The organism is Pseudomonas sp. NPDC096917, assembly GCF_044762555.1.
Lineage (GTDB): Bacteria > Pseudomonadota > Gammaproteobacteria > Pseudomonadales > Pseudomonadaceae > Aquipseudomonas.
Genome location: NZ_JBIWEO010000012.1, coordinates 115,446 through 141,535 on the forward strand (window position 1 = coordinate 115,446; position 26,090 = coordinate 141,535).

Below are 26,090 nucleotides of genomic sequence, written 5' to 3' on the forward strand. Positions count from 1 at the left end.
CGTAAAAAGACCCGAGCAATCCCGCTGCGGAAGTCTAGTCTCGCATGATGTTTGAGCCGCGGCACGTCGACGTTGGTCTGAGCGCGGCCAAGCGTCGCAGGCATTCAGTCAGGGGCGAAGGGCCAGGTCGATTTGTTCGTTCAGTTGTTCAAGTGTCAACGGCGTTTCGGCAAACAAAATGCGAAAAACCACCGGGGCGACGATCACGTTCAACAGACGATCAATGCTGGGCAAGGTGTCAACGCTGGCGCGGTGGCGACTCAGGATGATCTGCAATTGAGCTATGTGAATCTGCACGCAGGTGCCTTTTAGGCAGCGTCCGCAGCGTGATGTTGATTGTGCTAGTGCTGGGGGCGTTGCTCATCCTGTTGTTGAGACGGGTTGCCGCGCTGAGCAAGGCTTGAAGGGATAAAACCTGGGTCATATATAGGTAAAACTGATAACACATAGAGAAATTACCCGTTATATAGATATTCGATTCAGTTCTACTCTTGAATGACCTCATACGAGGAACAGGAGGAACCCATGACTTGCCCAAACACTGCCAAAGCCGGTTTTCGGCCCTTTAGCCACTTGCAGCATCCGCGTGAGGTGATTCGTCAGTTCACCCCGAACTGGTTTGCCGCCACCATGGGGACTGGGGTTTTGGCGCTGGCGCTGGCTCAGTTGCCGGTACAAATTCCCGGCCTGCAGGCGTTTGCCGAAGGGCTGTGGTTGTTCAATATCGGCTTGTTCATTCTGTTCTGCGTGCTTTATGGCGCACGTTGGGTGATGTATTTCGATGAGGCCCGGCGGATTTTCGGTCACTCCACCGTGTCAATGTTTTTCGGCACCATCCCCATGGGGCTGGCGACCATCATCAACGGCTTTCTGCTCTTCGGCGTGGCCCGCTGGGGCAGCGACATGGTGCAGGTCGCACACGTGTTGTGGTGGCTCGATGTGGCCATGTCGCTGGTGTTCGGGGTGATGATTCCCTACATGATGTTCACCCGTCAGGAACACAGCATTGACCAGATGACCGCCGTTTGGCTGTTGCCTTTGGTCGCGGCCGAAGTGGCGGCGGCCAGCGGTGGGTTGCTGGCGCCGCATCTGACGGACCCGGTGGTGCAGTTCCATGTGCTGATCACCAGCTATGTGTTGTGGGCGTTTTCGGTCCCCGTGGCGTTCAGCATTTTGACCATTCTGATGCTGCGCATGGCGCTGCATAAGTTGCCTCACGAAAGCATGGCGGCGTCGAGTTGGCTGGCCTTGGGGCCGATTGGTACCGGCGCTTTGGGTTTATTGCTGTTGGGGGCTGATTCGCCGGCGATCTTTGCCGCCAACGGGTTTGCCGGGATCGGTGACATCGCCCAAGGTTTTGGACTGATTTCTGGCGTCGCGCTGTGGGGCTTTGGCCTGTGGTGGATTTCGATGGCGGTGCTGATCACGGTGCGTTATTTGCGCGCCGGTATCCCGTTCAACCTGGGGTGGTGGGCCTTTACCTTCCCGCTGGGTGTGTACTCGTTGGCCACCTTGCGTCTGGGGCACGTGTTGCACCTGAGCTTCTTCGATGTCCTCGGTTGTCTGCTGGTGCTGATGCTGGCGCTGATGTGGCTGATTGTCGGCGCACGCACGGTCAAAGGTGCCTGGCGCGGTGATCTTTTTGTGTCACCTTGCATCGCAGGCCTTAAGAAGTAGTCCAGGTACTCAGGTTCTGTACGAAAGCGCCGAATATGACGTTATTCGTGACAGAACCTGAGTAAGGTTGTGCCCTGAGTGTTAAAACCACACTCCAATGAGAAAGCCTCCTGCGCAACGTGAGTACATGGAAGATGAGTCACCCTTCGCAGTTCAGCTTGCTTGGGAAGCGCCGCTTCCTGCCGTTCTTCGTGACCCAGTCCCTGGGCGCGCTCAATGACAACCTGTTCAAACAATCGCTGATTCTCGCCATCCTTTATAAGCTGAGCATCGAAGGGGACCGTGGGATTTGGATCAACCTCTGCGCGCTACTCTTTATTGTGCCGTTCTTTTTATTCTCGGCACTGGCTGGGCAATTTGGCGAAAAATACCCCAAGGACCAACTGATACGCCTGATCAAATTGGGCGAAATCGCGATCATGGTGGTCGGTGCCATTGGCTTTGCGTTCGATCATTTGGCATTGATGCTGGTCGCGCTGTTTGCTATGGGCACCCATTCGGCACTGTTCGGACCGGTGAAGTATTCGATTTTGCCGCAGACCCTGCATGAAGATGAGCTGGTGGGCGGTAACGGCTTGGTGGAAATGGGCACCTTTCTGTCGATTCTGGCGGGCACCATTGGCGCGGGAATCATGCTTTCTTCGAGCCATTACACGGTCATTGTGTCGGTGGTGATCATCTCGGTCGCCGTGCTCGGTTATCTGGCCAGTCGTGCCATTCCGCGAGCACCGGCTGATACGCCGCAGCTGCGGCTCAACTGGAACATCTTCAGCGAGTCCTGGGCTACGTTGCGAATGGGCCTGAATCAGACGCCTGCGGTTTCGAGATCTGTGGTCGGCAACTCGTGGTTCTGGTTTGTTGGTGCGATTTATCTCACGCAAATCCCGGCCTACGCCAAAGAGTGGCTGTACGGCGATGAAACCGTGGTCACGCTGATTCTCACGGTATTTTCGGTCGGTATTGCCTTGGGCTCGATGCTCTGCGAAAAGCTGTCGGGGCGTAAGGTTGAGATCGGTCTGGTGCCGTTTGGCTCGTTCGGCCTGACGGTGTTTGGTCTGCTGCTGTGGTGGCACTCGGGGCACATGCCACAAAACATCCAGGCCAATGACTGGCTCGGTGTGCTGGGGTTCAGCCAGGCGTGGTGGGTGCTGTTGGATATTCTGGGGCTGGGCGTGTTCGGTGGTTTCTATATTGTGCCGCTGTATGCGCTGATTCAGTCGCGCACCGCTGAAAGCGACCGGGCGCGGGTGATTGCGGCCAACAACATCCTTAACGCGCTGTTTATGGTGGTATCGGCAATCGTCACCATCCTGTTGCTGAATGTGGCCAAGCTGACGATTCCCGAGTTGTTCCTGGTGGTGTCGTTGCTGAACATCGCGGTGAACACCTACATCTTCAAAATCGTTCCCGAATTCAGCATGCGCTTCATGATTTGGCTGCTCAGCCATTCCATGTACCGCGTGCAACACAAAAACCTGGAGGCGATTCCGGATGAGGGCGCGGCCCTATTGGTGTGCAACCACGTGTCGTTTGTCGATGCGCTCTTGATAGGCGGCGCAGTGCGTCGGCCAATTCGCTTTGTGATGTATTACAAAATCTACAATCTGCCGGTGCTCAACTTTATCTTCCGCACTGCCGGTACGATTCCGATTGCTGGGCGTGCTGAAGATGAAGCGATTTATGAGCGTGCATTCAAAAAGATTGCCGAGTACCTGAACGATGGCGAGTTGGTGTGCATCTTTCCGGAGGGCAAGTTAACCAGCGATGGCCAGATCAGTGAGTTCAAGGCAGGGGTGACGCGCATTCTGGAGCAGACGCCGGTGCCGGTGATTCCGATGGCGTTGCAAGGCTTGTGGGGCAGTTTCTTCAGTCGTGACCCGAACAAAGGCGTGTTCCATCGCTTGTGGTCACGGGTAACGCTGGTGGCCGGGGCGCCGATAGCGGCCAGCGACGCCACGCAAAAGCTGCTGCGTGAGCGGGTGACCGAGTTGCGTGGCCAGAACGTGTAACCGCTGGCGAAGGCTTCGATAAGGTCCGAGGAGCCTTCATCGTTCAGGGTTGCTTTGCAGCCCATCGCAGCCTGCGGAAGCGGCTACACGGTTTACGTGGTTATGCGCTCATCTTCAGGCCCACCAGGCCGGCAATAATCAGAGCAACGCTGGCCAGTCGGAACAGCGCCATGGACTCACCAAACAGGATGATCCCGGCGATAACTGTGCCGACTGCGCCAACGCCCGTCCAGATGGCGTAGGCGGTGCCCAGCGGTAACTCTTTCATCGCCAGGCCGAGCAGCCCAAGGCTGCAAACCATGGCGGCAATTGTGAGCGCCGTAGGCATTGGGCGGGTAAAGCCCTCGGTGTACTTCAGGCCGACGGCCCAGCCAACCTCAAACAGACCGGCGAAAAACAGGATAATCCAGGGCATGGTTGCCTCCATCCATTGATGGGGTCGTCCCCAGATTAATCACTCGATGAGTCGCGGGGTCGTCCCCGCCGTGCGCATTATAGTGCCCACGATTTTTCTGACGTTCAACCCCGATTTTTCAGTCGATGGCAGGTTTTTCCGCAGCCAGGCGATCCTCTTTTTCGCTCATTCGACGAAAGTACGTCGACAGCAGCGCGCCCGAGATGTTGTGCCACACGCTAAACAGCGCGCTGGGCACGGCTGCCAGAGGCGAGAAGTGCGCGCTGGCCAATGCGGCGCCCAGCCCTGAGTTCTGCATGCCGACTTCCAGCGCCAGGGATTTACGTTGCGCCAACGGCAGTTTGAACAGGCGCCCGGTGAAGTAGCCGAGCAAGTAGCCAAAGCTGTTGTGCAGCATGACCACGGCCATGATCAACAGGCCCGACTTGGCGATTTGTGCCTGGCTGGCAGCGACGACAGCGGCGACGATAATCACGATGCTGATCACCGACACCAGCGGCAGCACCTCGACCGCGAAACGAACCCGTGCACCCAGCAGCCGCTGAGCCAATACTCCGAGCACAATTGGCAGCAGCACCACTTGCAAGATCGACCAGAACAACTCCATGAACGAAACCGGTAGCCAGGCTGAGGCCAGCAGCCAAATCAGGGCAGGTGTCAGCAGCGGTGCGAGGAGGGTGGTCACAGCGGCAATGGCGACTGACAGCGCGAGATCGCCTCGGGCCAGCCAGGTCATGACATTAGAAGAGGTGCCACTTGGGCAGCAGCCAACCAGAATGACGCCGACAGCGATTTCGGGCGGTAAGTGAAACATTTGGCAAAGCAACCACGCCACGCCGGGCATGATCACGAAATGAGCAACCACGCCCAGTGCGACGCGCCACGGATGGCGGGCGACTTCGGCGAAGTCATCGAGTTTGAGGGTCAGGCCCATGCCGAACATCACCAAACCCAGCAGGGGCACGATGTAGCCTTTAAGGCCAGCGAACCAGGCGGGCTCAAGAAACGCTAGCACGGCAAAAATCAGAACCCAATAAGCAAAGGTATTACCGACAAAGCGGCTTAAGGCAGCGAGTGCGCGCATGGTGTTCCTTTTTATGATTATGGTGTGTGGCAGGCATGAAAGTCGTGGGCGCCTGACTTGCCAGCGATGAAGCCACCTCGGTGTTTCAAATGTGTCGAGGTGATGCAATCGCAGGCAAGCCAGCTCCCATGCACGTCGTTTGGAGGCTTAGATTCCTTGAGGAATCTCCTCGCCGCCCAGCGCTTCAAACAGCTGTGGCAAGAACTCGCCGAAGGTCAGCATCATTAATGTGAAGCTGGCGTCCTGTTGGCCCAGATCGTCGTCGCCGCCGTTTTGCTCGGCTTCATCTTGCAGCAGGTCTTCAAACTTCAGCCGTTTGACGACCAGTTTGTCGTCCAGCACGAACGACAGTTTGTCTTGCCAGGCCAGCGACAATTGAGTCACGACTTTGCCAGTGCTCAGGTGCAGTTGGATTTCATCGCTGGTCAGGTCTTGACGCTTGCAGCGGATAATCCCGCCATCTTCGTGGGTGTCGCGCAGCTCGCACTCATCGAGCACAAAGAAGTTGTCGGCAGCTTTTTGGGTTTTAACCCATTCGGTCATCACCGCACTCGGCGCAATTTTAACGGCCAGCGGGCGAACCGGCAGCGAGCCGAGCACTTCGCGCAACGTGGACAGCAGGTCTTCGGCGCGTTTAGGGCTGGAAGCGTTAACCAGAATCAGGCCCTGCTTTGGCGCGATGGCGGCAAAGGTCGCCGAGCGACGAATAAAGGCGCGCGGCAAGAAGGCCTGGATGATTTCATCTTTGAGCTGATCACGCTCCTTCTTATAGACCTTGCGCATTTGTTCGGCTTCGATCTCTTCGACCTTCTCCTTTAATGCATCGCGCACCACGCTCCCTGGCAGGATGCGTTCTTCTTTACGGGCGGCAATCAGCAAGAAGTCTTGGCTGGCGTGAACCAGAGGGGCGTCTTCACCTTTACCGAAAGGGGCGACGAAACCGTAGGTGGCTAATTCCTGGCTTGCACACGGGCGGGCCGGCTTGGTGGCCAGTGCCGTTTCCAGCACCTGCGCATCAAAAGGCAGATCTTGGGTCAGGCGATAGATAAGCAGGTTTTTGAACCACATGGGGTGAATCACTCCTTTATACAAAGACGGCATTATTCGCTTGATAAGCTGAATAGGCCAACCCTGCGCTAAGCCTTTGTCGTGCATAAGAAAATTATTTTAAAAAGTGCTTGCCAGACTATAGGTCGCTCCGTAGAATGCGCGCCACACCGAGAGTGAAAGGGTGATTAGCTCAGCTGGGAGAGCATCTGCCTTACAAGCAGAGGGTCGGCGGTTCGATCCCGTCATCACCCACCATTCGCTCACAGTGTTACGCGCAGCGGTAGTTCAGTCGGTTAGAATACCGGCCTGTCACGCCGGGGGTCGCGGGTTCGAGTCCCGTCCGCTGCGCCATATTTTTACCATAAGCACGTTGAGCGCTTATGGTTGGGGGAAGCCCGCTGAATGCGGGCTTTTTCTTGAAAGGCTTCGGTTCTGCAGTTCGCTGTTGAATCAAAGGTGCAGGGCGTTGGAAACGGTGGTTTTTAAATGGTTTTGAAAAAAACTTGAATAAAAACAACCACTTACACAAAAAGTGTGAGAGAATGCGCCCCGCAACGAGAGTGAAGTGAAAGGGTGATTAGCTCAGCTGGGAGAGCATCTGCCTTACAAGCAGAGGGTCGGCGGTTCGATCCCGTCATCACCCACCATTCGCTTTCAGTGTTACGCGCAGCGGTAGTTCAGTCGGTTAGAATACCGGCCTGTCACGCCGGGGGTCGCGGGTTCGAGTCCCGTCCGCTGCGCCATATTTGAGTCACAAGCCCCTTGAACGCTTGTGACACGCAAAAAAGCCTGCCTAGTGCAGGCTTTTTTGTGTGCGTGTTTTTTATTGAGGTGTCTGTCGCTGTCGCTGTCGCTGCCGCAGGCTGCGATCTTTTGATTTTAAAGATCAAATATCGCAGCTTGCGTCAGCTCCCGCGTGTATGGCTTTACTTTTTGGCGATCAGGTTTCCAGCATGCAGCCCGCATTCTTTTTGCGTGGCTTCTTCCCACCACCAGCGTCCTTCGCGCTCGTGCTGGTTTGGCAGTACCGGACGGGTGCAGGGCTCGCAGCCGATGCTGATAAAACCGCGCTCGTGCAGGCTGTTATAGGGCAATTCCAGCATGCGGATGTAACCCCACACGTCCTCGCTGGTCATTTGCGCCAGCGGGTTGAACTTGTACAGCGCTCGCTCCGGCGTCGAGAACGCGCCGTCGAGTTCCAGTGCTGCTACCTGGCTGCGCGTGCCAGGGCTTTGGTCGCGGCGCTGGCCAGTCGCCCATGCCCGCACAGTCGACAGCTTGCGGCGCAGAGGTTCGATTTTGCGGACGCCGCAGCATTCGCCGTGGCCGTCTTTGTAAAAGCTGAACAAGCCTTTTTCTTTGACGAACGGCTCAAGTTTGCGTTGGTCCGGTGAGATCAGCTCGATCTGAATCTTATAGTGATCGCGCACTTGCTCAATAAAACGGTAGGTTTCGGGGTGCAGGCGCCCGGTGTCCAGGCTGAACACTTTGACGTTCTTGTTGATCTTCCAGGCCATGTCCACCAGCACCACATCTTCGGCACCGCTGAACGAGATCCAGAGTTCGTCGCCAAAATGTTCAAAGGCGAGTTTGAGAATGTCTTGCGGGGACTTGTTGGCATATGCCGCGGCGGTTTCGGCGACGTCGAACGGATGGCTCATCAGGCGGCTTCCTACAGTAAATGGCGCTTGGCGCTCTCTAGTGGGGCGGATGGTAACAAAAACCGTGAGCTACAGGGTTTGCAGCGTATCGAGCAAGACCTTCACTTTGGTGATCGATTCCTGATATTCATCCTGCCAGTCGGAGTCGGCCACGATCCCGCCGCCGCCCCAGCAATTCACGCGCCCGTCTTTGATCAACAGGCTGCGAATGGCGATTGAGCTGTCCATTTCTCCGCGTACATCGAGGTACAGCAGCGAGCCGCAGTAAATACTGCGGCGCGTCGGTTCCAATTCGTCAATGATTTGCATCGCCCGGATTTTCGGCGCACCCGTGATCGAGCCGCCTGGAAAGCTGTCGCCGATCAGGTCCAGCGCGTCTTTGCCGTCGGCCAGTTCGCCGATGACGCTGCTTACCAGGTGGTGAACGTTGGGGTAGCTTTCGAGGGTGATCAGTTGCGGCACGCTGACCGAACCTGTGCGGCAGGTTCGCCCCAGATCATTGCGCAACAAATCGACGATCATCAGGTTTTCGGCGCGATCCTTGGCGCTGGCCAACAATTGGGCGGCGTTCGCAGCATCTTCGGCGCTGTCTTTGCCGCGTGGGCGAGTGCCTTTGATCGGGCGGGTTTCGACCTGATTGTCGCTGACATGCACGAAGCGCTCAGGGGACAGGCTCAAAATCGCAGCGTCTTCGGGCAGGCTGATAAAGCCCGAAAACGGCGTCGGGCAAGCGGTACGCAGCGCGCAATAGGCGGTCCAGGCATCGCCTTCGCACGGAGCGCTGAAACGCTGGGTGTAGTTGACCTGATAACAGTCGCCCGCCTGGATGTAGTGCTGAATTTTTTGCAACGCATGCTGATAGTGTTCGGCGCTGATGTCGGGCTGCATCGGGTGTTTGAGTGAGAACGCGCCGGACTTTGGCGACACGGGCTGGGTGAACAGTTGAATCAGTCGCTCGCGCTCGGTGGTCGCCAGGCTTGGGTGAAACACCAACTGGCTGGTCGCTGCGTGATGGTCGCTGACCAGTGCCCAGGTATACAGGCCGAGCTGTGCATCCGGCAATTGCAGGTCATTGAGCGATTGTGCAGGCAGGTGTTCGAGTTGGCGGCCGAAGTCGTAGCTCAGATAGCCGATGAGTCCGCCGACAAAAGGCAGTTCGTAAGGTGCGGGCAGTTGTGCATTGCCCAGTTGCTTCAAAGCACCGCGCAGGCGCTGCAAAAAACTACCGCCTGACTCTTCTGGCTGTACCGCGAACGCTTCAATTGGCCACGCGCTCAGCAGGTCATAACGTCCGCGATCTGCGATGGGGCGGCCGCTGTCCAGCAGCACGGCGCCAGGTGCATGGCGAATCGCTGCAAAGTAGTGGGCAGGGTCGGGATGGTAAGGCAGGGGATGTACAGAACAGGTCAACATGCGAAGCCAATCAGCCATCGGGGCGGGGTGCTGATTGTAGTCTTGTGTAGGACCGCAAATCTATGTCGAAACCTTTGGGGGCGGGCTTGCTCGCGATAGGATTGACGCACATCGCCTGACATTCCGCGTCGCTTGTATCGCGAGCAAGCCCGCCCCCACAAAAGCCATTGTGATCAGGTCATTGCTTGTTCTGATGAGTATGTCCAAACAGCTCTTGGGCAAAGCGCACGCGTTCTTCCACGGTTTCCTGGATGCCTTTGGCCGCCAGCTCTTCCAGGTGCGCTTCTATGGCATGGGTGCGCAAGGTCAGGCCGCAGTCGTTGGCGATCTGGATGTTCAAGCCTGGGCGGGCGTTGAGTTCAAGAATCAGCGGGCCTTTGTCCTGATCGAGCACCATGTCGACGCCGATGTAGCCCAGGCCGCACAGTTCATAACAACCGGCCGCCAGCTTCATGAAGCCGTCCCAGTTGGGCAGTTGCACGCCGTCCACAGCATGGGTGGTGTCCGGGTGTTTGCTGATGATGTTGTTCAGCCAGGTGCCGCGCAGGGTCAGACCGGTTGCCAAGTCGACGCCTACGCCAATCGCACCTTGGTGCAGGTTGGCCTTGCCGCCCGACTGACGGGTCGGCAAGCGCAACATGGCCATCACCGGGTAGCCCATCAGCACAATGATGCGAATGTCCGGCACGCCTTCGTAGCTGATGCTTTTGAAGATCTGGTCGGGTGTTACACGGTATTCGATCAGAGCCCTGTCGCGGTGACCGCCCAGCGAGTAGAGGCCGGTCAGAATGCTGGAAATCTGATGCTCGATTTCTTCGTGGCTGATGATCTTGCCCGAGACCGTGCGAAAACGATCTTCGAAGCGGTCCGCGATCACCAAAATGCCATCGCCGCCCGCACCTTGCGCAGGCTTGATCACGAAGTCGCTGCGGCCCCCGATGATGTCGTCGAGTTTTTCGATTTCTTTCTCGGTGGAGATCACACCGTACATTTCCGGCACGTGAATACCTGCCTTGATCGCGCGCTCTTTGGTGATGATCTTGTCATCCACGATCGGGTACAGGCTGCGTTTGTTGTACTTGAGTACGTAGTCCGCATTGCGCCGATTGATCCCCATGATGCCCCTGGCTTCCAGGGCCTTCCAGGTCTTCCACAAGCCAAACATCAGGAATCAGCCTTCAAGAATGCCTTGAAACGCACCAGTTCAGTCAGGCGATAGCCGCGATAGCGACCCATGGCCAGCATGAAACCTACCAGAATCAACAGCACCGCCGGGAAGGTGAAGACGAAGTACACCAGTTCAGGGATGCTCATGACCAGATACGCCAGCGTGGCTGCAAACAGGGTGCCGATAGCGACTTTCATCGCGTGGCCACCCCCGCGCTCTTCCCATGTGATCGAGAGTCGCTCGATGGTCATGGTGAGAATCACCATCGGGAACAGCGCCACAGAAAGCCCGCGTTCCAGGCCCAGCTTATGGCTGAACAGGCTGATGGCCGCGATCAGTATCACCACGAAGGTCAGTACAACGGAGAGCCGCGGCAGCATTTGCAGTTTCAGGTGTTCAAGGTAAGAGCGCAGCATCAATCCGAGGGCTGTTATCACCGTAAACAGGATAATGCCAAACTCCAACTGGGTTTCGCGGAACGCCAGGGCAATCAGAACGGGGGTAAACGTGCCGAGGGTCTGCAAGCCGATCAGGTTGCGCAACACCAGAATCACCAGCACGCCAATCGGGATCATCACCATGATCATGAAGGTCTGCTGGGTTTGCAGTGGCAAGCCGTACAGCGAGTACTCAAGGAAGTTGGCGTCGGTATTTTCGTCCGTCAGCTTGGCCAGGCGAATGGCGTTCATTTCGCTGTTGTTGAGGCTGAAGGTCACGTTAGGTTTTTTGCCGCCGTCAACCGTGACCATTGGCTCGTCGCCGATCCACCACAGCAGACGGTCAGACGGCAGGCCTTGTTCGCCGGTTTCCGGGTTGAAATACAGCCAGTCGTTACCGTTGAAGCTGCGCAGCCACAGTTCAGGGTTTTGCGGTTGATCGGCCACCAGGCGAATGGTGTGGACGCGTTCCATGGGGACGTGGGCAATCGACAGCAGCAGTTCGATGATCTGGGCTTTGTGCGGGGTAGACGGGTCGCCCGCCAGGAGCAGTTTCACGTTGTCATCATTCAGGTTGTTAACCCGCTTGATGGTCTCGCTGATAAAGGTCTCGACGTCGGCAGAGTGCTGGCGAATCGGCGCCAGCAGCGCTTCGGCGGCGATTTTTTCCGGGCCTTCGACCGCAATGCTGTCGCGGAACACCGGACCTTTGGCCTTGGTTTTGTCGCCCGAATAGCGCTTGGTCAACACCAGGCGGTAGTACAGGGTTTGCTTGCCACTGACCCGGCGCGCCGACCAAGTGACTTTGCGGTTGCCATCGACCCGATTGACGCTCACCCCGTAGTTATTCGAGATAAAGCTTTCGTTGAGGCTGACGTAGTCACGGTTCAGTGGCGGGACGAACATCTGGATCTTGACCGGATCTTTGGCGTTGGCCACGAATTCGACTTTGGCGTCGATATTCCACAGGTCGTCGGTCGCGTCTTCGGTCACAGGGATGCCGATGACAAAGATTTGATAAGCGGTAATCGAAATCCCCAGCACCACAAGGATGGTGATCAAGATTTTCAGGTGAAGGGTGAGCGCGCGCATTTCAATTACTCTGCGGTTTGAGCGTTGGCGACGCAGGCAGGTTTGCCAGCAGCGTATTTAAGACTTGGGTCGACCAGCGCATCAAAGCGTTTTAGCGCTTCGGAGCCAATCAACAGCGGGTATTGGAACGCACTTCGGTCGGTCAAGTTCACTTCGATGGTGCGTAAAGCTTTGCCCATGCAGATTTGCAGGGCAATAACCGGGCGCGAGGTGTAGTTCTTGTCAGCCTGCGGGTCGTAGTCGCCGGAGCGGCGTTTGATCTTGCTGACGCGGGCCAGCGGACGCTCGATAGGGTGCGAGTGGGCATCGTCGATGGCCAGATAAAAGCGCACCCAGCTCTCGCCATCGCGCTTGAAGCGTTTTATGTCGCGGGCACTCAGCGAGGCGGTTTTGGCGCCGGTGTCGAGTTTGGCGGCGACCAGCAGGTCAATTCCAGCCAGTTCTGCGTATTCATTAAGGCCATACACGGTTTTTTCGCCGGCAAGGGTCAGCCCCGGCAAACACAGCAGACATAGAAGGGTAAAAAAGGCAGTGAGTTTCATAAATCCAAGCGTGGTCTCTTGCAATCTACAGTTCAAGGCGACTGGCTGGGGTGCAAGTTTCCTCGTGCGGCTGCCTGATGAAAGGGGCAGGGCGGATGCGGTCGGCATTCTAACATGATGGTTTTATGGCGCCAGCGTTGAGGTGGGTCAGGTGCCTGCCACCACCGACTCGATAGAACTAAGGTCGAATAGGTAGATTGTCGACAATATCAATTTAACCTTTGACTGATAGCGCTTAAATCGCTAGTTTTGGCGCTATTGATTTTGAAGGTGTCGACAATATGCTGCAAACACTGGAGCCGGTCATGGTTGCCCAGGACGATTCGGAAACCCTTTCCGAGAACGTCTTTCGGCGTATTCAGGCGGCTATTGTCAAAGGCGAAATCGCCCCTGGCAGCAAAATCTCCGAACCTGAGCTGGCGCGTACCTACGGCATCAGCCGCGGCCCATTGCGTGAGGCCATCCACCGTCTTGAAGGTCAGCGTTTGCTGGTACGCGTCCCGCATGTAGGGGCTCGGGTGGTCTCTTTAAGCCACGCTGAACTGATCGAACTCTACGAAATCCGCGAGTCTCTTGAAGGCATGGCCTGTCGTTTGGCCGCCGAGCGCATGAGCGATGAAGACATTGCAGAGTTGCGCCGGGTGCTCGAAACCCATGAGCGCGATGAGGCGTTTCAGGCGGGTGTCGGCTACTACCAGCAAGAAGGCGACTTCGATTTTCATTACAAAATTATTCAAGGCAGCGGTAATCGCACGCTGACCCAAATGCTCTGCGGTGAGCTCTATCAACTGGTGCGCATGTACCGCATCCAGTTTTCTGCCACCCCCAATCGCCCGCACCAGGCGTTTGCCGAGCATCACCGCATTCTCGATGCCATTGCCGATCGCGACGGCGAACTGGCCGAGTTGTTGATGCGCCGACATATCGGCGCCTCGAAACGCAATATTGCGCGTCACTACCAAGACAGCGCCCAGCAGACAGCCACTCCACGAGGTGAGTCATGAGCAATAAAAACAGTCCAGGCCAGCGTTTCCGTGATGCAGTCGCCAGCGAACACCCCTTGCAAGTGGTCGGCGCGATCAACGCCAACCATGCCTTGCTGGCCAAGCGTGCCGGCTTCAAGGCGATTTATCTGTCGGGCGGCGGCGTTGCTGCAGGCTCGCTGGGCGTGCCGGACCTTGGCATTACGGGCCTGGACGACGTACTGACTGACGTGCGCCGCATTACTGACGTGTGCGACCTGCCGCTGTTGGTCGACGTGGACACCGGCTTTGGTTCGTCGTTTTTCAACGTGTCTCGCACTGTTAAATCGATGATCAAGTTTGGGGCCGCCGCGATTCATATCGAAGACCAGGTCGGCGCCAAGCGTTGTGGTCATCGTCCGAACAAAGAAATCGTCTCGCTGCAAGAAATGGTCGACCGCATCAAAGCGGCGGTTGATGCGCGGACCGACGACAGCTTTGTGATCATGGCGCGTACTGATGCGTTGGCGGTAGAAGGGCTGGAGTCTGCCCTTGAGCGTGCAGCGGCGTGTGTTGAGGCCGGTGCCGACATGGTGTTTCCAGAAGCCATCACCGAGCTTGAAATGTACAAACTGTTCGCCAATCGGGTGAAAGCGCCGATTCTGGCTAACATCACCGAGTTTGGTGCGACCCCGCTGTACACCACCGAACAATTGGCTGGCGCGGATGTTTCCCTGGCGCTGTACCCGCTGTCGGCGTTCCGCGCGATGAATAAGGCGGCCGAAAATGTCTACACCGCCATCCGCCGCGACGGCACCCAACAAAACGTGATCGACACCATGCAAACCCGCATGGAGCTGTACGACGCCATCAACTACCACGAATTTGAACAAAAGCTCGATGCGTTGTTTGCGAGCAAGAAGTAACAAAACAGTACCCGTAGCAGCTGACGAGCTCTGCGCAGCAGTCGTAAACCGGAAGGCTCAATATGCCTGGATGAGCACGTTGTCTGGTTTGCGACCGCTTCGCGCTCGGACGTAGCCTCGCAAGACTCGTCAACGGCTACGAAGCTTATTGAAGCGACAAAGACTTGCCGAATCCCTAACAAATTCAAGATTGGAGAGCGCAATGGCCGAAGCAAAAGTATTGAGTGGTGCCGGATTACGCGGCCAGGTGGCCGGGCAAACGGCCCTGTCGACCGTAGGTCAAGAAGGCGCGGGCCTCACTTATCGTGGTTATGACGTCCGTGAGCTGGCAGCAGATGCCCAGTTCGAAGAAGTAGCTTACCTGCTGCTGTACGGCGAACTGCCTACCAAAGCCGAGCTGGCTGATTACACGGCCAAGCTCAAAACCCTGCGTGATTTGCCCCAGGCGTTGAAAGAAGTGCTGGAGCGCATCCCGGCTGACGCGCACCCGATGGACGTGATGCGTACCGGCTGTTCGTTCCTGGGCAACCTGGAGCCAGAGAAAGACTTTTCCGAGCAACTGGACAAGACCAATCGCCTGCTGGCCGCCTTCCCCGCGATCATGTGCTACTGGTATCGCTTCAGCCACGACGGCAAACGTATCAACTGCGTGAGCGATGAAGCGTCGATTGGGGGGCACTTCCTGCACTTGCTGCACGATAAAAAGCCGAGCGAGTTGCACGTCAAAGTGATGAACGTGTCGCTGATCCTTTATGCCGAGCACGAGTTCAACGCCTCCACATTCACCGCGCGCGTCTGTGCCTCGACCCTGTCTGACCTGTATTCGTGCATCACGGCGGCCATCGGTTCGTTGCGCGGCCCACTGCACGGCGGCGCCAATGAAGCGGCCATGGAAATGATCGAGCGCTTTGGCTCGGCTGAAGAAGCGGTGCAGGGCACCCTCGGCATGTTGGCGCGCAAAGACAAGATCATGGGCTTTGGCCATGCGATCTATAAAGACAGCGACCCGCGTAACGAGGTGATCAAGGGCTGGTCGAAAAAACTGGCGCAAGAAGTGGGCGATACCGTGTTGTTTCCGGTGTCCGAAGCCATCGACAAAACCATGTGGGAGCAAAAGAAGCTGTTCCCGAATGCCGACTTCTACCATGCCTCGGCGTATCACTTCATGGGGATTCCAACCAAGCTGTTCACCCCCATTTTTGTGTGCTCGCGCCTGACCGGCTGGGCCGCGCACGTGTTCGAACAGCGCGCCAACAATCGCATCATCCGCCCAAGCGCCGAGTACATCGGCGTTGAACAGCGCAAGTTCGTGCCAATCGAGCGTCGCTGACCAGCAGGGCGCCTTCCCCCCTGTAGGAGCAAGCTTGCTCCTACAGGGGGGAAGAGTGTTCTCAGACTTAACCGTGATCGAGTCCCGCACCCATGAATACTGAATTTCGCAAAACACTGCCAGGCACCCGGCTGGATTACTTCGACACCCGTGCGGCGGTCGATGCGATCAAACCCGGTGCTTATGACACCCTGCCTTATACCGCTCGCGTACTGGCTGAAAACCTGGTGCGACGCTGCGATCCGGCCACCCTGAATGCTTCGCTGAGCCAGCTGATCGAGCGCAAGCGCGATCTCGATTTTCCATGGTTTCCAGCACGCGTTGTGTGTCACGACATTCTGGGTCAGACCGCACTGGTTGACCTCGCGGGCCTGCGTGATGCGATCGCACTGCAAGGTGGCGACCCGGCGCAAGTCAACCCCGTGGTGCCGACTCAGTTGATCGTCGATCACTCGCTGGCCGTTGAGTGTGGCGGTTACGATCCCGAGGCGTTTGAAAAGAACCGCGCCATCGAAGATCGCCGCAATGAAGACCGTTTCCACTTTATTGAGTGGACCAAAAAAGCCTTCAAAAACGTGGATGTGATCCCGCCGGGCAACGGCATCATGCACCAGATCAACCTGGAGAAAATGTCTCCGGTGATTCAGGTGCGCGATGGCGTGGCTTTTCCGGACACTTGCGTCGGCACTGACAGCCACACCCCGCACGTCGACTCGCTGGGCGTGATCGCCATCGGCGTCGGCGGCCTGGAAGCCGAAAGCGTGATGCTGGGCCGCGCATCGTGGATGCGTCTGCCAGAAATCGTCGGCGTTGAGCTGACCGGCAAACTGCAGCCGGGCATCACCGCCACCGACATGGTGCTGGCGCTGACCGAATTCCTGCGCAAACAGAAAGTCGTGGGTGCCTGGCTGGAATTCTTCGGCGAAGGCGCAGCGGCGCTGACCCTGGGCGACCGCGCAACCATCTCCAACATGGCCCCGGAGTACGGCGCCACGGCAGCGATGTTCTTTATCGACCAGCAAACCATTGACTACCTCAAGCTAACGGGGCGTGAAGACCAGCAAGTGCAGTTGGTCGAGAACTACGCCAAGGTCAGCGGCCTGTGGGCTGAAAGCCTCAAGGGCGCGCAATACGAGCGCGGCCTGAGCTTTGACCTGTCGTCGGTGGTGCGCAACATGGCCGGCCCGAGCAACCCGCATGCCCGCGTTGCGACCAGCGACCTGGCAGCCAAAGGCATCGCCGGGCAGTGGGACGACGTGCCGGGGCAAATGCCCGATGGCGCGGTGATTATTGCCGCCATCACCAGTTGCACCAACACCAGCAACCCGCGCAACGTGATTGCGGCGGGGTTGATTGCGCGTAACGCCAACAAATTGGGGCTGACCCGCAAGCCATGGGTCAAATCATCGCTGGCACCGGGCTCGAAAACCGTTGCCCTGTACCTGGACGAAGCCGGCCTGACGCACGAGCTGGAGCAACTGGGCTTTGGTGTTGTGGCCTTTGCCTGCACCACGTGCAACGGCATGTCGGGTGCGTTGGACCCTGTGATTCAGCAGGAAATCATCGACCGTGACCTTTACGCCACGGCAGTGTTGTCGGGTAACCGCAACTTTGACGGACGCATTCACCCGTACGCCAAGCAAGCATTTTTGGCCTCTCCGCCATTGGTGGTGGCTTATGCGATTGCCGGGACCATCCGTTTCGACATCGAAAAAGACGTGCTGGGCCTTGATGCCAATGGCAATGAGATCCGCCTGAAGGACATCTGGCCAAGCGACGAAGAAATCGACGCAGTGGTCAAGGCGTCGGTGAAGCCGGAACAATTCCGTCAGGTCTACATTCCGATGTTCGCGATCCATGAGGACACCGGCCCGAAAGTCGAGCCGCTGTACGACTGGCGTGCGCAAAGCACCTACATTCGCCGTCCGCCTTACTGGGAAGGCGCGCTGGCCGGTGCGCGTGCGCTTAAAGGCATGCGCCCCTTGGCCGTGCTGCCAGACAACATCACAACCGATCACTTGTCGCCCTCCAACGCGATCATGCTCGACAGCGCCGCTGGCGAATACCTAGCGAAAATGGGCCTGCCGGAAGTCGACTTCAACTCCTACGCCACCCACCGTGGCGACCACTTGACGGCCCAGCGTGCGACCTTCGCCAACCCGAAACTGTTCAACGAAATGGTGATCGAGAACGGCAAGGTCAAGCAGGGTTCGTTGACCCGTCTTGAGCCTGAAGGCCAGGTGATGCGCATGTGGGAAGCAATTGAAACCTACATGGACCGCAAACAGCCGCTGATCATCATCGCCGGTGCCGACTACGGTCAGGGCTCGTCCCGTGACTGGGCCGCCAAGGGCGTGCGGCTGGCCGGGGTTGAAGCGATTGCCGCTGAGGGCTTTGAGCGTATTCACCGCACCAACCTGGTGGGCATGGGCGTATTGCCGCTGGAGTTTATGCCGGGCACTGATCGCAAAACCCTGCAGATTGACGGCAGCGAAACCTACGACGTCGTCGGTGAGCGCACCCCGCGTGCCACGTTGACGCTGGTGATCACCCGCAAAAATGGTGAGCGTGTCGAGGTGCCGGTGACATGCCGCCTCGATACCGCTGAAGAAGTGTCGATTTATGAAGCAGGCGGTGTATTGCAGCGCTTTGCCCAGGATTTCCTGGAATCGGCTACCGCATAAATCCCTGTGGGGGCTGCCGCAGGTTGCGATCTTTTGATCTTGCAGCAGCCCCCGTAAGGCTCTTGAGGACTGTGCTTTATGGCTTATGCAGCGCAAATCAAAATCCCCGCGACATACATGCGCGGTGGCACCAGTAAGGGCGTGTTCTTCAGCCTGCTCGACTTACCGGCAAAGGCTCAGGTGCCGGGGGCGGCCCGTGATGCGTTGTTGCTGCGGGTGATCGGCAGCCCGGACCCCTACGAGAAGCAAATCGACGGCATGGGCGCCGCCACCTCCAGCACCAGCAAAACGGTGATCGTCAGCAAAAGCCTGCAAGCGGATCATGACGTCGACTACCTGTTTGGCCAGGTCTCGATCGACAAGCCTTTTGTGGACTGGAGCGGCAACTGCGGCAATCTGTCGGCGGCGGTGGGCTCGTTTGCCATCAGCAGCGGCCTGGTCGACGCGAGTCGCATCCCGCGCAACGGCACCGCAGTGGTGCGTATCTGGCAAGCCAATATCAGCAAAACCATCATTGCGCATGTGCCGATCACCGAGGGTGCGGTGCAGGAAACCGGTGACTTCGAACTGGATGGCGTGACGTTTGCTGCGGCAGAAGTTCAACTCGAATTCCTCAATCCGGCAGCCGATGAAGAAGGCGCGGGTGGCTCGATGTTCCCTACCGGCAATCTGGTGGACGAGCTTGAAGTCCCCGGCGTGGGCAACTTGAAAGTGACGATGATCAATGCCGGTATCCCGACGATTTTCGTCAACGCGCACGCCATCGGTTACACCGGTGCAGAATTGCAAAACGACATCAACAGCGACCCGAAAGCCCTGGCCATGTTCGAAACCATTCGTGCCCATGGTGCGTTGCGCATGGGCTTGATCGACACGCTGGAAGATGCGGCCAAGCGCCAGCACACGCCCAAAGTCGCGTTTGTGGCCGGGCCTGTGGATTACGTGTCCTCGAGCGGTAAGCCGGTGAGCGCGCAAAGTGTGGACTTGTTGGTGCGGGCCTTGTCGATGGGCAAATTGCACCACGCGATGATGGGTACTGCGGCCGTTGCGATTGGCACGGCAGCAGCCATCCCGGGCACTTTGGTTAACCTGGCGGCGGGCGGGGAATTGCGCAACGCTGTGCGTTTTGGTCACCCGTCGGGCACTTTGCGCGTAGGCGCTCAAGCGCAGCAGGTTGATGGGGAATGGACCGTGACCAAAGCCATCATGAGCCGCAGTGCGCGGGTCTTGATGGAAGGCTGGGTGCGGGTGCCGGGCGATAGTTTTTAAGGTGGGTTAAAACCCTTCAGGGAGCGGGCTTGCTCGCGATGCAGGCGACTTGGTTTCGCTGATGAGTCGCGGTGATGCTATCGCGAGCAAACCCGCTCCCACAAAGGCAAGACTGTATTTCAGAGCGGGCATTCAGACCTGCACGATGACCCTGAGGATGGAGCACGACACTCACTCACCCAATTGGAGTCAATCCACATGAGCGCCAACGTCGACCTCAACAACCGTCCCGACTATGACCAGGTTTTGCAGGACATTGCCGACTACGTCCTGAACTATCGCATCACGTCCCAGGAAGCCCTGAACACCGCCCGTAACTGCCTGATGGACACGTTGGGGTGTGGCTTGCTGGCGCTGCGCTTTCCCGAATGCACCAAACACCTTGGTCCGATTGTCGAAGGCACGGTGGTGCCGTTTGGTGCTCGGGTTCCTGGCACCTCGTTTCGCCTCGATCCGGTGAAAGCTGCGTGGGACATCGGTTGCATCGTGCGTTGGCTGGATTACAACGACACTTGGTTGGCGGCGGAATGGGGGCATCCTTCGGACAATCTAGGGGGGATTCTGGCGGTAGCCGACCACCTTTCGCAAAAGCGCGTGGTCAACGGCGAGGCGCCGTTGAAGGTGCGTGCGGTGCTTGAAGCGATGATCATGGCACACGAGATTCAAGGCGTAATTGCCCTGGAAAACGCCTTTAATCGTGTCGGGCTGGATCACGTATTGCTGGTCAAGGTCGCCTCCACGGCGGTGTGCGCCAAGTTGATGGGCGCTAACCGCGAGCAGTTATTGTCGGCGTTGTCCCATGCGTTTGTTGATGGTCAGGCATTGCGTACGTATCGCCACGCGCCGAATGCCGGGTCGCGCAAATCCTGGGCGGCGGGCGATGCATCCAGCCGGGGCGTGCGCCTGGCCGATATTGCGCTGCGCGGTGAGATGGGCATTCCGGGCGTGCTGACGGCACCGCAGTGGGGCTTTTACGACGTGCTGTTCAGCCACACCAACAAGGACCTGGCGCTCAAGCCTGAAGGCCAGCGTCAGTTCCGCCTGTCGCAGCCTTACGGCACGTATGTGATGGAAAACGTGCTGTTCAAAATCAGTTTTCCGGCCGAGTTCCATGCGCAAACGGCATGCGAGGCGGCAGTGACGCTGCACCCGCAGGTGAAGGATCGCCTGCACGAGATCGACACAATTGTGATTACAACCCACGAATCAGCGATTCGGATTATTTCCAAGCAAGGCAAATTGGCCAACGCGGCGGATCGTGATCACTGCATTCAATACATGACCGCCGTGCCGCTGGTGTTTGGCAATCTGGTGGCCGAGCAGTACGAAGATGACTTCCACGCAGCGCATCCGATCATCGATCAATTGCGCGAGAAAATGGTCATCGTCGAGGAGCCGCGCTACACCCGCGAATATCTGGAGGCTGATAAACGTTCCATCGCCAATGCGATACAGGTGTTTTTCAAGGACGGGACCCGTACTGCGCAAGTGGTGGTGGAATACCCGATTGGCCATCGTCGGCGCCGGGCAGAGGGCATTCCGCTGCTGGAAGACAAGTTCAAGGCCAACCTGGCGACGCGCTTCGTAGGCCAGCGCTGCCAGCAGATTTTTGATCTGTGCAAAGACCAGGCTGTACTTGAAGAAACGCCGGTTCACACATTTGTCGATTTACTGGTGATCTAACAGGGTATCTGTCGCTGCTGCCGAAAGCTGCGAGGGGGCGCGAAGCAGTCGTGCCTTCAAGCTCGCTGAGCTCAAAGGCCCTGCGGTCCTTATTGCAGCCTTCGGCAGCGGCTACAGGTGATTCATTTGAAGCGCCGCTCTACGCCTTTCTCGACCAGAATCTTGGCCGAGATTTCTTCAACCGAGAAGTGTGTGGAGTTGATATGCGGGATGTTTTCGCGCTGGAACAGGCGCTCAACTTCGCGGACTTCAAATTCGCACTGGGCAAAACTTGAGTAGCGACTATTGGGTTTGCGCTCGTTACGAATGGCAGTCAAACGGTCAGGGTCGATGGTCAGGCCGAACAGTTTGTGTTTGTGCTCGCGCAGGGCGGGTGACAACTTCAGGTTTTCCATGTCGTCTTCGGTTAACGGGTAGTTGGCCGCGCGAATGCCAAATTGCATGGCCATGTACAAGCAGGTCGGCGTTTTGCCGCAACGCGACACGCCCACCAGAATCAGATCGGCCTTGTCGTATTTGTGGGTGCGCGCGCCGTCATCGTTGTCGAGGGCAAAGTTCACCGCCTCGATACGCTCCATATAGTTGGAGTTATGGCTAATAGAGTGCGATTTACCGACCGAGTATGAAGAGTGTTCAGCGAGTTCTTGCTCAAGTGGCGCCAGGAAACTGGAAAAGATGTCGATCGTAAAACCATTGGAAGTGGCCAGGATCTCGCGAATATCCTGATTCACGATGGTGTCGAAGATGATCGGGCGAACGCCGTCTTTTTCGGCGGCGTTATCGATTTGTTGTACCATCAACCGCGCTTTTTCCACGCTATCGATATATGGGCGTGTGAATTTGCTGAAGGTCACGTTTTCAAATTGTGCCAACAAACTCTGACCGAGGGTTTCGGCCGTAATGCCGGTGCCGTCGGAAATAAAGAAAGCAGATCGTTTCATTTGCGCCTTGGGCCTTAAGCTGGTGACGTTTCTTGGATATGATAGGCGCGATTTTGTCGCCCTGAATGGCAGGCAGTGTCACTTATTTTCCAGGTCCAGGCCACAAACGCTGAGATGCTCCAGAGATGAGTGTCCAGCGCCCTGAGCTTTTCCCAACACAGTTAGTGGAGAGATCACCTTGGTAGAGTACGTAGTTTCCCTCGATAAGCTCGGCGTCCATGATGTAGAGCACGTAGGGGGCAAGAACGCATCCCTCGGCGAGATGATCAGCAACCTGGCAGGCGCTGGCGTTTCGGTTCCCGGTGGTTTTGCAACGACTTCCCAGGCTTACCGTGATTTTCTTGAGCTGAGTGGCTTGAACGAGCAGATTCATGCAGCGCTGGATGCGCTGGATGTTGATGACGTGAATGCCCTGGCCAAGACCGGCGCCCAGATCCGTCAATGGATCATGGAGGCTGAGTTCCCTGAGAAACTCAACGCTGAAATTCGCACTGCCTTTGCCACCCTGTCTCAAGGCAACCCGGACATGGCCGTCGCCGTGCGTTCCTCGGCCACCGCCGAAGACTTGCCGGACGCTTCCTTTGCCGGTCAGCAAGAAACCTTCCTGAACATCCGTGGCGTTGAAAACGTGATTCGTGCGGCCAAAGAGGTGTTTGCCTCCTTGTTCAACGACCGTGCGATTTCTTACCGCGTGCACCAGGGCTTTGACCACAAACTGGTCGCCCTGTCGGCAGGTGTGCAGCGCATGGTGCGCTCCGAAACCGGCACCGCGGGTGTGATGTTCACCCTGGACACTGAATCGGGCTTCCGTGACGTGGTGTTTATCACCGGCGCATACGGCCTGGGCGAAACCGTCGTACAAGGTGCGGTAAACCCGGACGAGTTCTACGTCCACAAGCAAACCCTGGAAGCCGGTCGCCCTGCGATTCTGCGCCGCAATCTGGGCAGCAAAGCCATCAAGATGATCTACGGTGACGAAGCCAAGGCCGGTAAGTCGGTCAAGGTAATCGACGTTGACAAGGCCGATCGCGAGCGTTTCTGCCTGACCGACGCTGAAGTCAGCGAACTGGCCAAGCAAGCGATGATCATCGAGAAGCACTACAAGTGCCCGATGGACATCGAGTGGGCCAAAGACGGCGATGATGGCAAGCTGTACATCGTTCAGGCCCGTCCTGAAACCGTGAAAAGCCGCACCCAGGCCAACGTGATGGAGCGCTACCTGCTCAAAGAAACCGGCACTGTGCTGGTGGAAGGTCGCGCGATTGGCCAGCGTATTGGCGCGGGCAAGGTTCGCATCATTAAAGACGTGTCCGAGATGGACAAGGTCCAGCCGGGCGACGTGCTGGTATCGGACATGACCGACCCGGACTGGGAACCGGTAATGAAACGCGCCAGCGCCATCGTGACCAACCGTGGCGGACGTACCTGCCACGCAGCGATCATCGCGCGCGAGCTGGGCATTCCGGCGGTCGTGGGTTGCGGTAATGCCACTCAGCTGTTGAAAGACGGCCAGGGCGTGACGGTTTCCTGTGCCGAAGGCGACACCGGTTTCATCTTTGAAGGCGAGCTGGGCTTTGACATCAAGAAAAACTCTGTTGATGCCATGCCGGAACTGCCGTTCAAAATCATGATGAACGTCGGTAACCCTGACCGTGCGTTTGACTTTGCACAGTTGCCGAACGCCGGTGTGGGCCTGGCCCGTCTGGAGTTCATCATCAACCGTATGATCGGTGTGCACCCAAAGGCGCTGCTGAACTACGAAGGTTTGCCGCAAGAAATCAAAGACAGCGTCGACAAGCGCATCGCGGGCTACCACGATCCAGTCGATTTCTACGTCGACAAACTGGTTGAAGGCATCAGCACCCTCGCTGGCGCGTTTACCCCGAAGAAGGTGATCGTGCGTTTGTCGGACTTTAAGTCCAACGAATACGCGAACCTGATCGGCGGCAAGCTGTACGAGCCGGAAGAAGAAAACCCGATGCTGGGCTTCCGCGGTGCTTCGCGTTACATCAGCGAAAACTTCCGTGATTGCTTCGAGCTCGAATGCCGCGCCCTTAAGCGTGTACGCAATGACATGGGCTTTACCAACGTCGAAATCATGGTGCCATTCGTGCGTACCTTGGGCGAAGCGAGCCAGGTGATCGACTTGCTGGCTGAAAACGGCCTCAAGCGCGGTGAAAACGGTCTGCGCATCATCATGATGTGTGAACTGCCGTCCAACGCGATTCTGGCTGAAGAGTTCCTTGAATTCTTCGACGGCTTCTCGATCGGCTCCAACGACCTGACTCAGTTGACCCTGGGCCTGGACCGTGACTCGGGTGTGATCGCGCACTTGTTCGACGAGCGTAACCCGGCGGTTAAAAAGCTGCTGTCCAACGCTATTCAGGCGTGCAACAAGGCCGGCAAGTACATCGGTATTTGCGGCCAAGGGCCATCCGACCATCCGGATCTGGCGCTGTGGTTGATGGAGCAGGGCATTGAAAGCGTGTCGTTGAACCCGGATTCCGTGCTGGAAACCTGGTTCTTCCTGGCTGAAGGTCAAGCGCAAGCTTGAGTCGTTGAGAGAGGGGCAGGGTTGCCATCAGGCAGTTCTGCTCTTTATAAGCAGTTTTAGGGCGAGTTCCGATGTGGATTCGCCCTTTTTTGTGCAAGAGCATTATGCAAAGCAGCAGTCATCTTTTTCCCGTTGCCCTGATTAGCGCTGAGCGTCGGGGGGATCTGAGCGAAGACGTTTATCGCTTGAAACCCGCTAACAGTCCGGATATTTCCGTGGAGTTGGTGGTCACCCGCCTGGGCATGGCCGACGCCAGTCAGGTGCGGGGTGTGCCGGTAATCCTGTTGCACGGCAGCTTTTCCAATCGACGTTTCTGGTACTCGCCCAAAGGGGTTGGGCTGGGCGCGTTTTTGGCGCGTGCAGGCTTTGATGTGTGGCTACCGGAAATGCGTGGCCATGGTCTGTCGTCGCGCAATATTCACTGGGCCAAAAATAGCGTGGCCGACTATGCCCGCTACGATTTGCCGGCCATTAATGCGTTTGTGCAAGAGCAGAGTGGGCAAGCCCCGCACTGGATCGGCCACTCTCAAGGGGCTATCAGTCTGGCTGCGGCCCTCGGTGGTCAGTATCTGGACGCGAATGACGTGGCCTCGGTCGCGTTTTTCGGCTGTCAGATCAATCGCCGTTACTGGTTACTGAAAATTCCGCCGGTGCAAGGGTGCGCTTATCTACTGCTAAAGCGTTTTACGCACTTGTCAGGTACACGGCTCAAGCGCGGGCCGGAAGACGAGCCTGTCAGTATTGCCCTGGAGACCTTGCGCTGGAATGGCTTTCTGGGCCGTTTCAAAGACGCTGAGCGCGATTGGTGGGCTGGGCTGGCCGAGCTTCAACTGCCTGCACTGGTTGTCGCTGCGCAAGGTGATCGGGTAACGCCTCCGTGGGCGTGCCGCACATTGTATGACCAGCTAGGCTCTGCGCAGCGTACATTCATCTCTTTGGCGCGCGGGCAGACATTTAGCAGCGACTTTGGTCATGTCGAGATGTTGGTGAGCCCGGCGGCTCAGCAAGAAGTGTGGCCATTGGTGCGTGACTGGTTGGCGCAGGTTGAGAAGCGCTGATAAGTGTCGTCGGGGTTTCGGATGGCAAAGGTTGCGGCTACCATGTGACGCGCTGCCTTGTTTTAGTCATATTTTGTGAGTGATTGGCTGATTGGTTCTTGGATCCACCTATAAAGCCAGCTTCCAGCTGAACGT

General features: G+C 57.4%; 20 protein-coding genes and 4 tRNA genes. 14 read left to right on the forward strand and 10 right to left on the reverse strand.

Annotation, left to right across the window (positions count from 1 at the left end; translation table 11 throughout):
* Positions 1–108: 108 nt before the first annotated feature.
* Entirely contained in the window at positions 109–297 is a 189-nt protein-coding gene (locus ACIQYF_RS15815) for a hypothetical protein (protein ID WP_402863509.1), read from the reverse strand.
* A 228-nt stretch (positions 298–525) separates the two neighbouring features.
* Here ACIQYF_RS15815 and ACIQYF_RS15820 point away from each other — a divergent pair, with 228 nt between their 5' ends.
* Together ACIQYF_RS15820 and ACIQYF_RS15825 are read left to right on the forward strand one after the other, a co-directional pair.
* Positions 526–1,677: a TDT family transporter gene (locus ACIQYF_RS15820; protein ID WP_402863512.1), complete on the forward strand. Its 1,152-nt coding sequence runs from the start codon at positions 526–528 to the stop codon at positions 1,675–1,677.
* A gap of 134 nt (positions 1,678–1,811) precedes the next feature.
* Positions 1,812–3,686 (forward strand): MFS transporter, encoded by a 1,875-nt coding sequence (locus ACIQYF_RS15825; RefSeq protein ID WP_402863515.1) that lies wholly within the window; start codon positions 1,812–1,814, stop codon positions 3,684–3,686.
* Positions 3,687–3,786: 100 nt separating this feature from the next.
* Here ACIQYF_RS15825 and sugE read toward each other — a convergent pair whose 3' ends face one another.
* The 3 genes from sugE to rdgC all read right to left on the reverse strand — a co-directional run bounded on the left by sugE (position 3,787) and on the right by rdgC (position 6,253).
* On the reverse strand, positions 3,787–4,101 hold the full coding sequence (gene sugE, locus ACIQYF_RS15830) for a quaternary ammonium compound efflux SMR transporter SugE (RefSeq protein WP_402863518.1): 315 nt from the start codon (positions 4,099–4,101) through the stop codon (positions 3,787–3,789).
* Positions 4,102–4,219: 118 nt separating this feature from the next.
* The gene (locus ACIQYF_RS15835; protein WP_402863521.1) at positions 4,220–5,185 is read right to left on the reverse strand and encodes a bile acid:sodium symporter family protein; all 966 of its coding nucleotides are present in this window, start codon (positions 5,183–5,185) and stop codon (positions 4,220–4,222) included.
* Positions 5,186–5,332: 147 nt separating this feature from the next.
* Positions 5,333–6,253: a recombination-associated protein RdgC gene (gene rdgC, locus ACIQYF_RS15840; RefSeq protein ID WP_402863524.1), complete on the reverse strand. Its 921-nt coding sequence runs from the start codon at positions 6,251–6,253 to the stop codon at positions 5,333–5,335.
* Between the two features lie 161 nt (positions 6,254–6,414).
* Here rdgC and ACIQYF_RS15845 point away from each other — a divergent pair.
* The 4 genes from ACIQYF_RS15845 to ACIQYF_RS15860 all read left to right on the forward strand — a co-directional run bounded on the left by ACIQYF_RS15845 (position 6,415) and on the right by ACIQYF_RS15860 (position 6,978).
* Positions 6,415–6,490: transfer RNA gene (locus ACIQYF_RS15845), tRNA-Val, on the forward strand.
* A 19-nt stretch (positions 6,491–6,509) separates the two neighbouring features.
* Positions 6,510–6,586: transfer RNA gene (locus ACIQYF_RS15850), tRNA-Asp, on the forward strand.
* A gap of 220 nt (positions 6,587–6,806) precedes the next feature.
* Positions 6,807–6,882: transfer RNA gene (locus tag ACIQYF_RS15855), tRNA-Val, on the forward strand.
* Between the two features lie 19 nt (positions 6,883–6,901).
* Positions 6,902–6,978, forward strand: a tRNA-Asp gene (locus ACIQYF_RS15860).
* A 183-nt stretch (positions 6,979–7,161) separates the two neighbouring features.
* On the opposite strand, the gene ACIQYF_RS15865 is transcribed toward ACIQYF_RS15860, so the two are convergent.
* The 5 genes from ACIQYF_RS15865 to ACIQYF_RS15885 all read right to left on the reverse strand — a co-directional run bounded on the left by ACIQYF_RS15865 (position 7,162) and on the right by ACIQYF_RS15885 (position 12,548).
* Positions 7,162–7,896: a phosphoadenylyl-sulfate reductase gene (locus tag ACIQYF_RS15865; protein WP_402863527.1), complete on the reverse strand. Its 735-nt coding sequence runs from the start codon at positions 7,894–7,896 to the stop codon at positions 7,162–7,164.
* Positions 7,897–7,965: 69 nt separating this feature from the next.
* A complete protein-coding gene (gene pabB, locus ACIQYF_RS15870; RefSeq protein WP_402863530.1) occupies positions 7,966–9,309 on the reverse strand; it encodes an aminodeoxychorismate synthase component I in 1,344 nt (447 codons plus the stop codon).
* 178 nt (positions 9,310–9,487) lie between these two features.
* A complete protein-coding gene (locus ACIQYF_RS15875) occupies positions 9,488–10,474 on the reverse strand; it encodes an alpha-L-glutamate ligase-like protein (RefSeq protein WP_402863533.1) in 987 nt (328 codons plus the stop codon).
* Positions 10,474–12,006: an inactive transglutaminase family protein gene (locus tag ACIQYF_RS15880; RefSeq protein WP_402863536.1), complete on the reverse strand. Its 1,533-nt coding sequence runs from the start codon at positions 12,004–12,006 to the stop codon at positions 10,474–10,476. Before ACIQYF_RS15880 ends, ACIQYF_RS15875 begins: the two co-directional genes overlap by 1 nt.
* A gap of 5 nt (positions 12,007–12,011) precedes the next feature.
* Complete coding sequence (locus ACIQYF_RS15885) at positions 12,012–12,548, reverse strand: ATP-dependent zinc protease (protein WP_402863539.1); 537 nt, start codon at positions 12,546–12,548, stop codon at positions 12,012–12,014.
* A gap of 281 nt (positions 12,549–12,829) precedes the next feature.
* On the opposite strand from ACIQYF_RS15885, the gene ACIQYF_RS15890 reads away from it, so the two are divergent.
* The 6 genes from ACIQYF_RS15890 to prpD all read left to right on the forward strand — a co-directional run bounded on the left by ACIQYF_RS15890 (position 12,830) and on the right by prpD (position 21,402).
* Positions 12,830–13,552 carry a GntR family transcriptional regulator gene (locus ACIQYF_RS15890; protein ID WP_402863542.1) on the forward strand — a complete coding sequence of 241 codons (723 nt, stop codon included), beginning with the start codon at positions 12,830–12,832 and terminating at the stop codon, positions 13,550–13,552.
* Entirely contained in the window at positions 13,549–14,436 is an 888-nt protein-coding gene (gene prpB / locus ACIQYF_RS15895; protein WP_402863545.1) for a methylisocitrate lyase, read from the forward strand. The genes ACIQYF_RS15890 and prpB overlap by 4 nt, the downstream gene beginning before the upstream one ends.
* 202 nt (positions 14,437–14,638) lie before the next feature.
* Positions 14,639–15,766, forward strand: a complete 1,128-nt coding sequence (prpC, locus tag ACIQYF_RS15900; protein ID WP_402863548.1) for a 2-methylcitrate synthase — start codon at positions 14,639–14,641, stop codon at positions 15,764–15,766.
* Between the two features lie 92 nt (positions 15,767–15,858).
* Positions 15,859–18,450 (forward strand): Fe/S-dependent 2-methylisocitrate dehydratase AcnD, encoded by a 2,592-nt coding sequence (acnD, locus tag ACIQYF_RS15905; RefSeq protein WP_402863551.1) that lies wholly within the window; start codon positions 15,859–15,861, stop codon positions 18,448–18,450.
* Positions 18,451–18,528: 78 nt separating this feature from the next.
* A complete protein-coding gene (prpF, locus tag ACIQYF_RS15910) occupies positions 18,529–19,719 on the forward strand; it encodes a 2-methylaconitate cis-trans isomerase PrpF (RefSeq protein ID WP_402863554.1) in 1,191 nt (396 codons plus the stop codon).
* Positions 19,720–19,917: 198 nt separating this feature from the next.
* Complete coding sequence (gene prpD, locus ACIQYF_RS15915; protein WP_402863557.1) at positions 19,918–21,402, forward strand: 2-methylcitrate dehydratase; 1,485 nt, start codon at positions 19,918–19,920, stop codon at positions 21,400–21,402.
* Positions 21,403–21,524: 122 nt separating this feature from the next.
* Here the strand turns inward: prpD and ACIQYF_RS15920 are convergent, their stop codons facing one another.
* Positions 21,525–22,343, reverse strand: coding sequence for a pyruvate, water dikinase regulatory protein (locus ACIQYF_RS15920; protein ID WP_402863560.1), 819 nt, complete (start codon positions 22,341–22,343; stop codon positions 21,525–21,527).
* Between the two features lie 178 nt (positions 22,344–22,521).
* Between ACIQYF_RS15920 and ppsA the strand changes: the two genes are divergently transcribed.
* Together ppsA and ACIQYF_RS15930 are read left to right on the forward strand one after the other, a co-directional pair.
* Complete coding sequence (gene ppsA, locus ACIQYF_RS15925; RefSeq protein WP_402863563.1) at positions 22,522–24,897, forward strand: phosphoenolpyruvate synthase; 2,376 nt, start codon at positions 22,522–22,524, stop codon at positions 24,895–24,897.
* Between the two features lie 104 nt (positions 24,898–25,001).
* On the forward strand, positions 25,002–25,955 hold the full coding sequence (locus ACIQYF_RS15930; RefSeq protein ID WP_402863566.1) for an alpha/beta fold hydrolase: 954 nt from the start codon (positions 25,002–25,004) through the stop codon (positions 25,953–25,955).
* Positions 25,956–26,090: the final 135 nt, after the last annotated feature.

Bases quoted from the DNA above. Each gene is read 5' to 3' on its own strand.
- ACIQYF_RS15920 (WP_402863560.1), bottom strand. From the start codon at position 22,343: ATGAAACGATCTGCTTTCTTTATTTCCGACGGCACCGGCATTACGGCC.
- ACIQYF_RS15835 (WP_402863521.1), bottom strand. From the start codon at position 5,185: ATGCGCGCACTCGCTGCCTTAAGCCGCTTTGTCGGTAATACCTTTGCT.
- prpF (WP_402863554.1), top strand. From the start codon at position 18,529: ATGGCTTATGCAGCGCAAATCAAAATCCCCGCGACATACATGCGCGGT.
- ACIQYF_RS15880 (WP_402863536.1), bottom strand. From the start codon at position 12,006: ATGCGCGCGCTCACCCTTCACCTGAAAATCTTGATCACCATCCTTGTG.
- pabB (WP_402863530.1), bottom strand. From the start codon at position 9,309: ATGTTGACCTGTTCTGTACATCCCCTGCCTTACCATCCCGACCCTGCC.
- prpB (WP_402863545.1), top strand. From the start codon at position 13,549: ATGAGCAATAAAAACAGTCCAGGCCAGCGTTTCCGTGATGCAGTCGCC.
- ACIQYF_RS15930 (WP_402863566.1), top strand. From the start codon at position 25,002: ATGCAAAGCAGCAGTCATCTTTTTCCCGTTGCCCTGATTAGCGCTGAG.
- sugE (WP_402863518.1), bottom strand. From the start codon at position 4,101: ATGCCCTGGATTATCCTGTTTTTCGCCGGTCTGTTTGAGGTTGGCTGG.
- ACIQYF_RS15865 (WP_402863527.1), bottom strand. From the start codon at position 7,896: ATGAGCCATCCGTTCGACGTCGCCGAAACCGCCGCGGCATATGCCAAC.
- ACIQYF_RS15890 (WP_402863542.1), top strand. From the start codon at position 12,830: ATGCTGCAAACACTGGAGCCGGTCATGGTTGCCCAGGACGATTCGGAA.
- ACIQYF_RS15885 (WP_402863539.1), bottom strand. From the start codon at position 12,548: ATGAAACTCACTGCCTTTTTTACCCTTCTATGTCTGCTGTGTTTGCCG.
- ACIQYF_RS15875 (WP_402863533.1), bottom strand. From the start codon at position 10,474: ATGTTTGGCTTGTGGAAGACCTGGAAGGCCCTGGAAGCCAGGGGCATC.
- acnD (WP_402863551.1), top strand. From the start codon at position 15,859: ATGAATACTGAATTTCGCAAAACACTGCCAGGCACCCGGCTGGATTAC.
- ACIQYF_RS15825 (WP_402863515.1), top strand. From the start codon at position 1,812: ATGAGTCACCCTTCGCAGTTCAGCTTGCTTGGGAAGCGCCGCTTCCTG.
- ACIQYF_RS15820 (WP_402863512.1), top strand. From the start codon at position 526: ATGACTTGCCCAAACACTGCCAAAGCCGGTTTTCGGCCCTTTAGCCAC.
- prpC (WP_402863548.1), top strand. From the start codon at position 14,639: ATGGCCGAAGCAAAAGTATTGAGTGGTGCCGGATTACGCGGCCAGGTG.
- prpD (WP_402863557.1), top strand. From the start codon at position 19,918: ATGAGCGCCAACGTCGACCTCAACAACCGTCCCGACTATGACCAGGTT.
- rdgC (WP_402863524.1), bottom strand. From the start codon at position 6,253: ATGTGGTTCAAAAACCTGCTTATCTATCGCCTGACCCAAGATCTGCCT.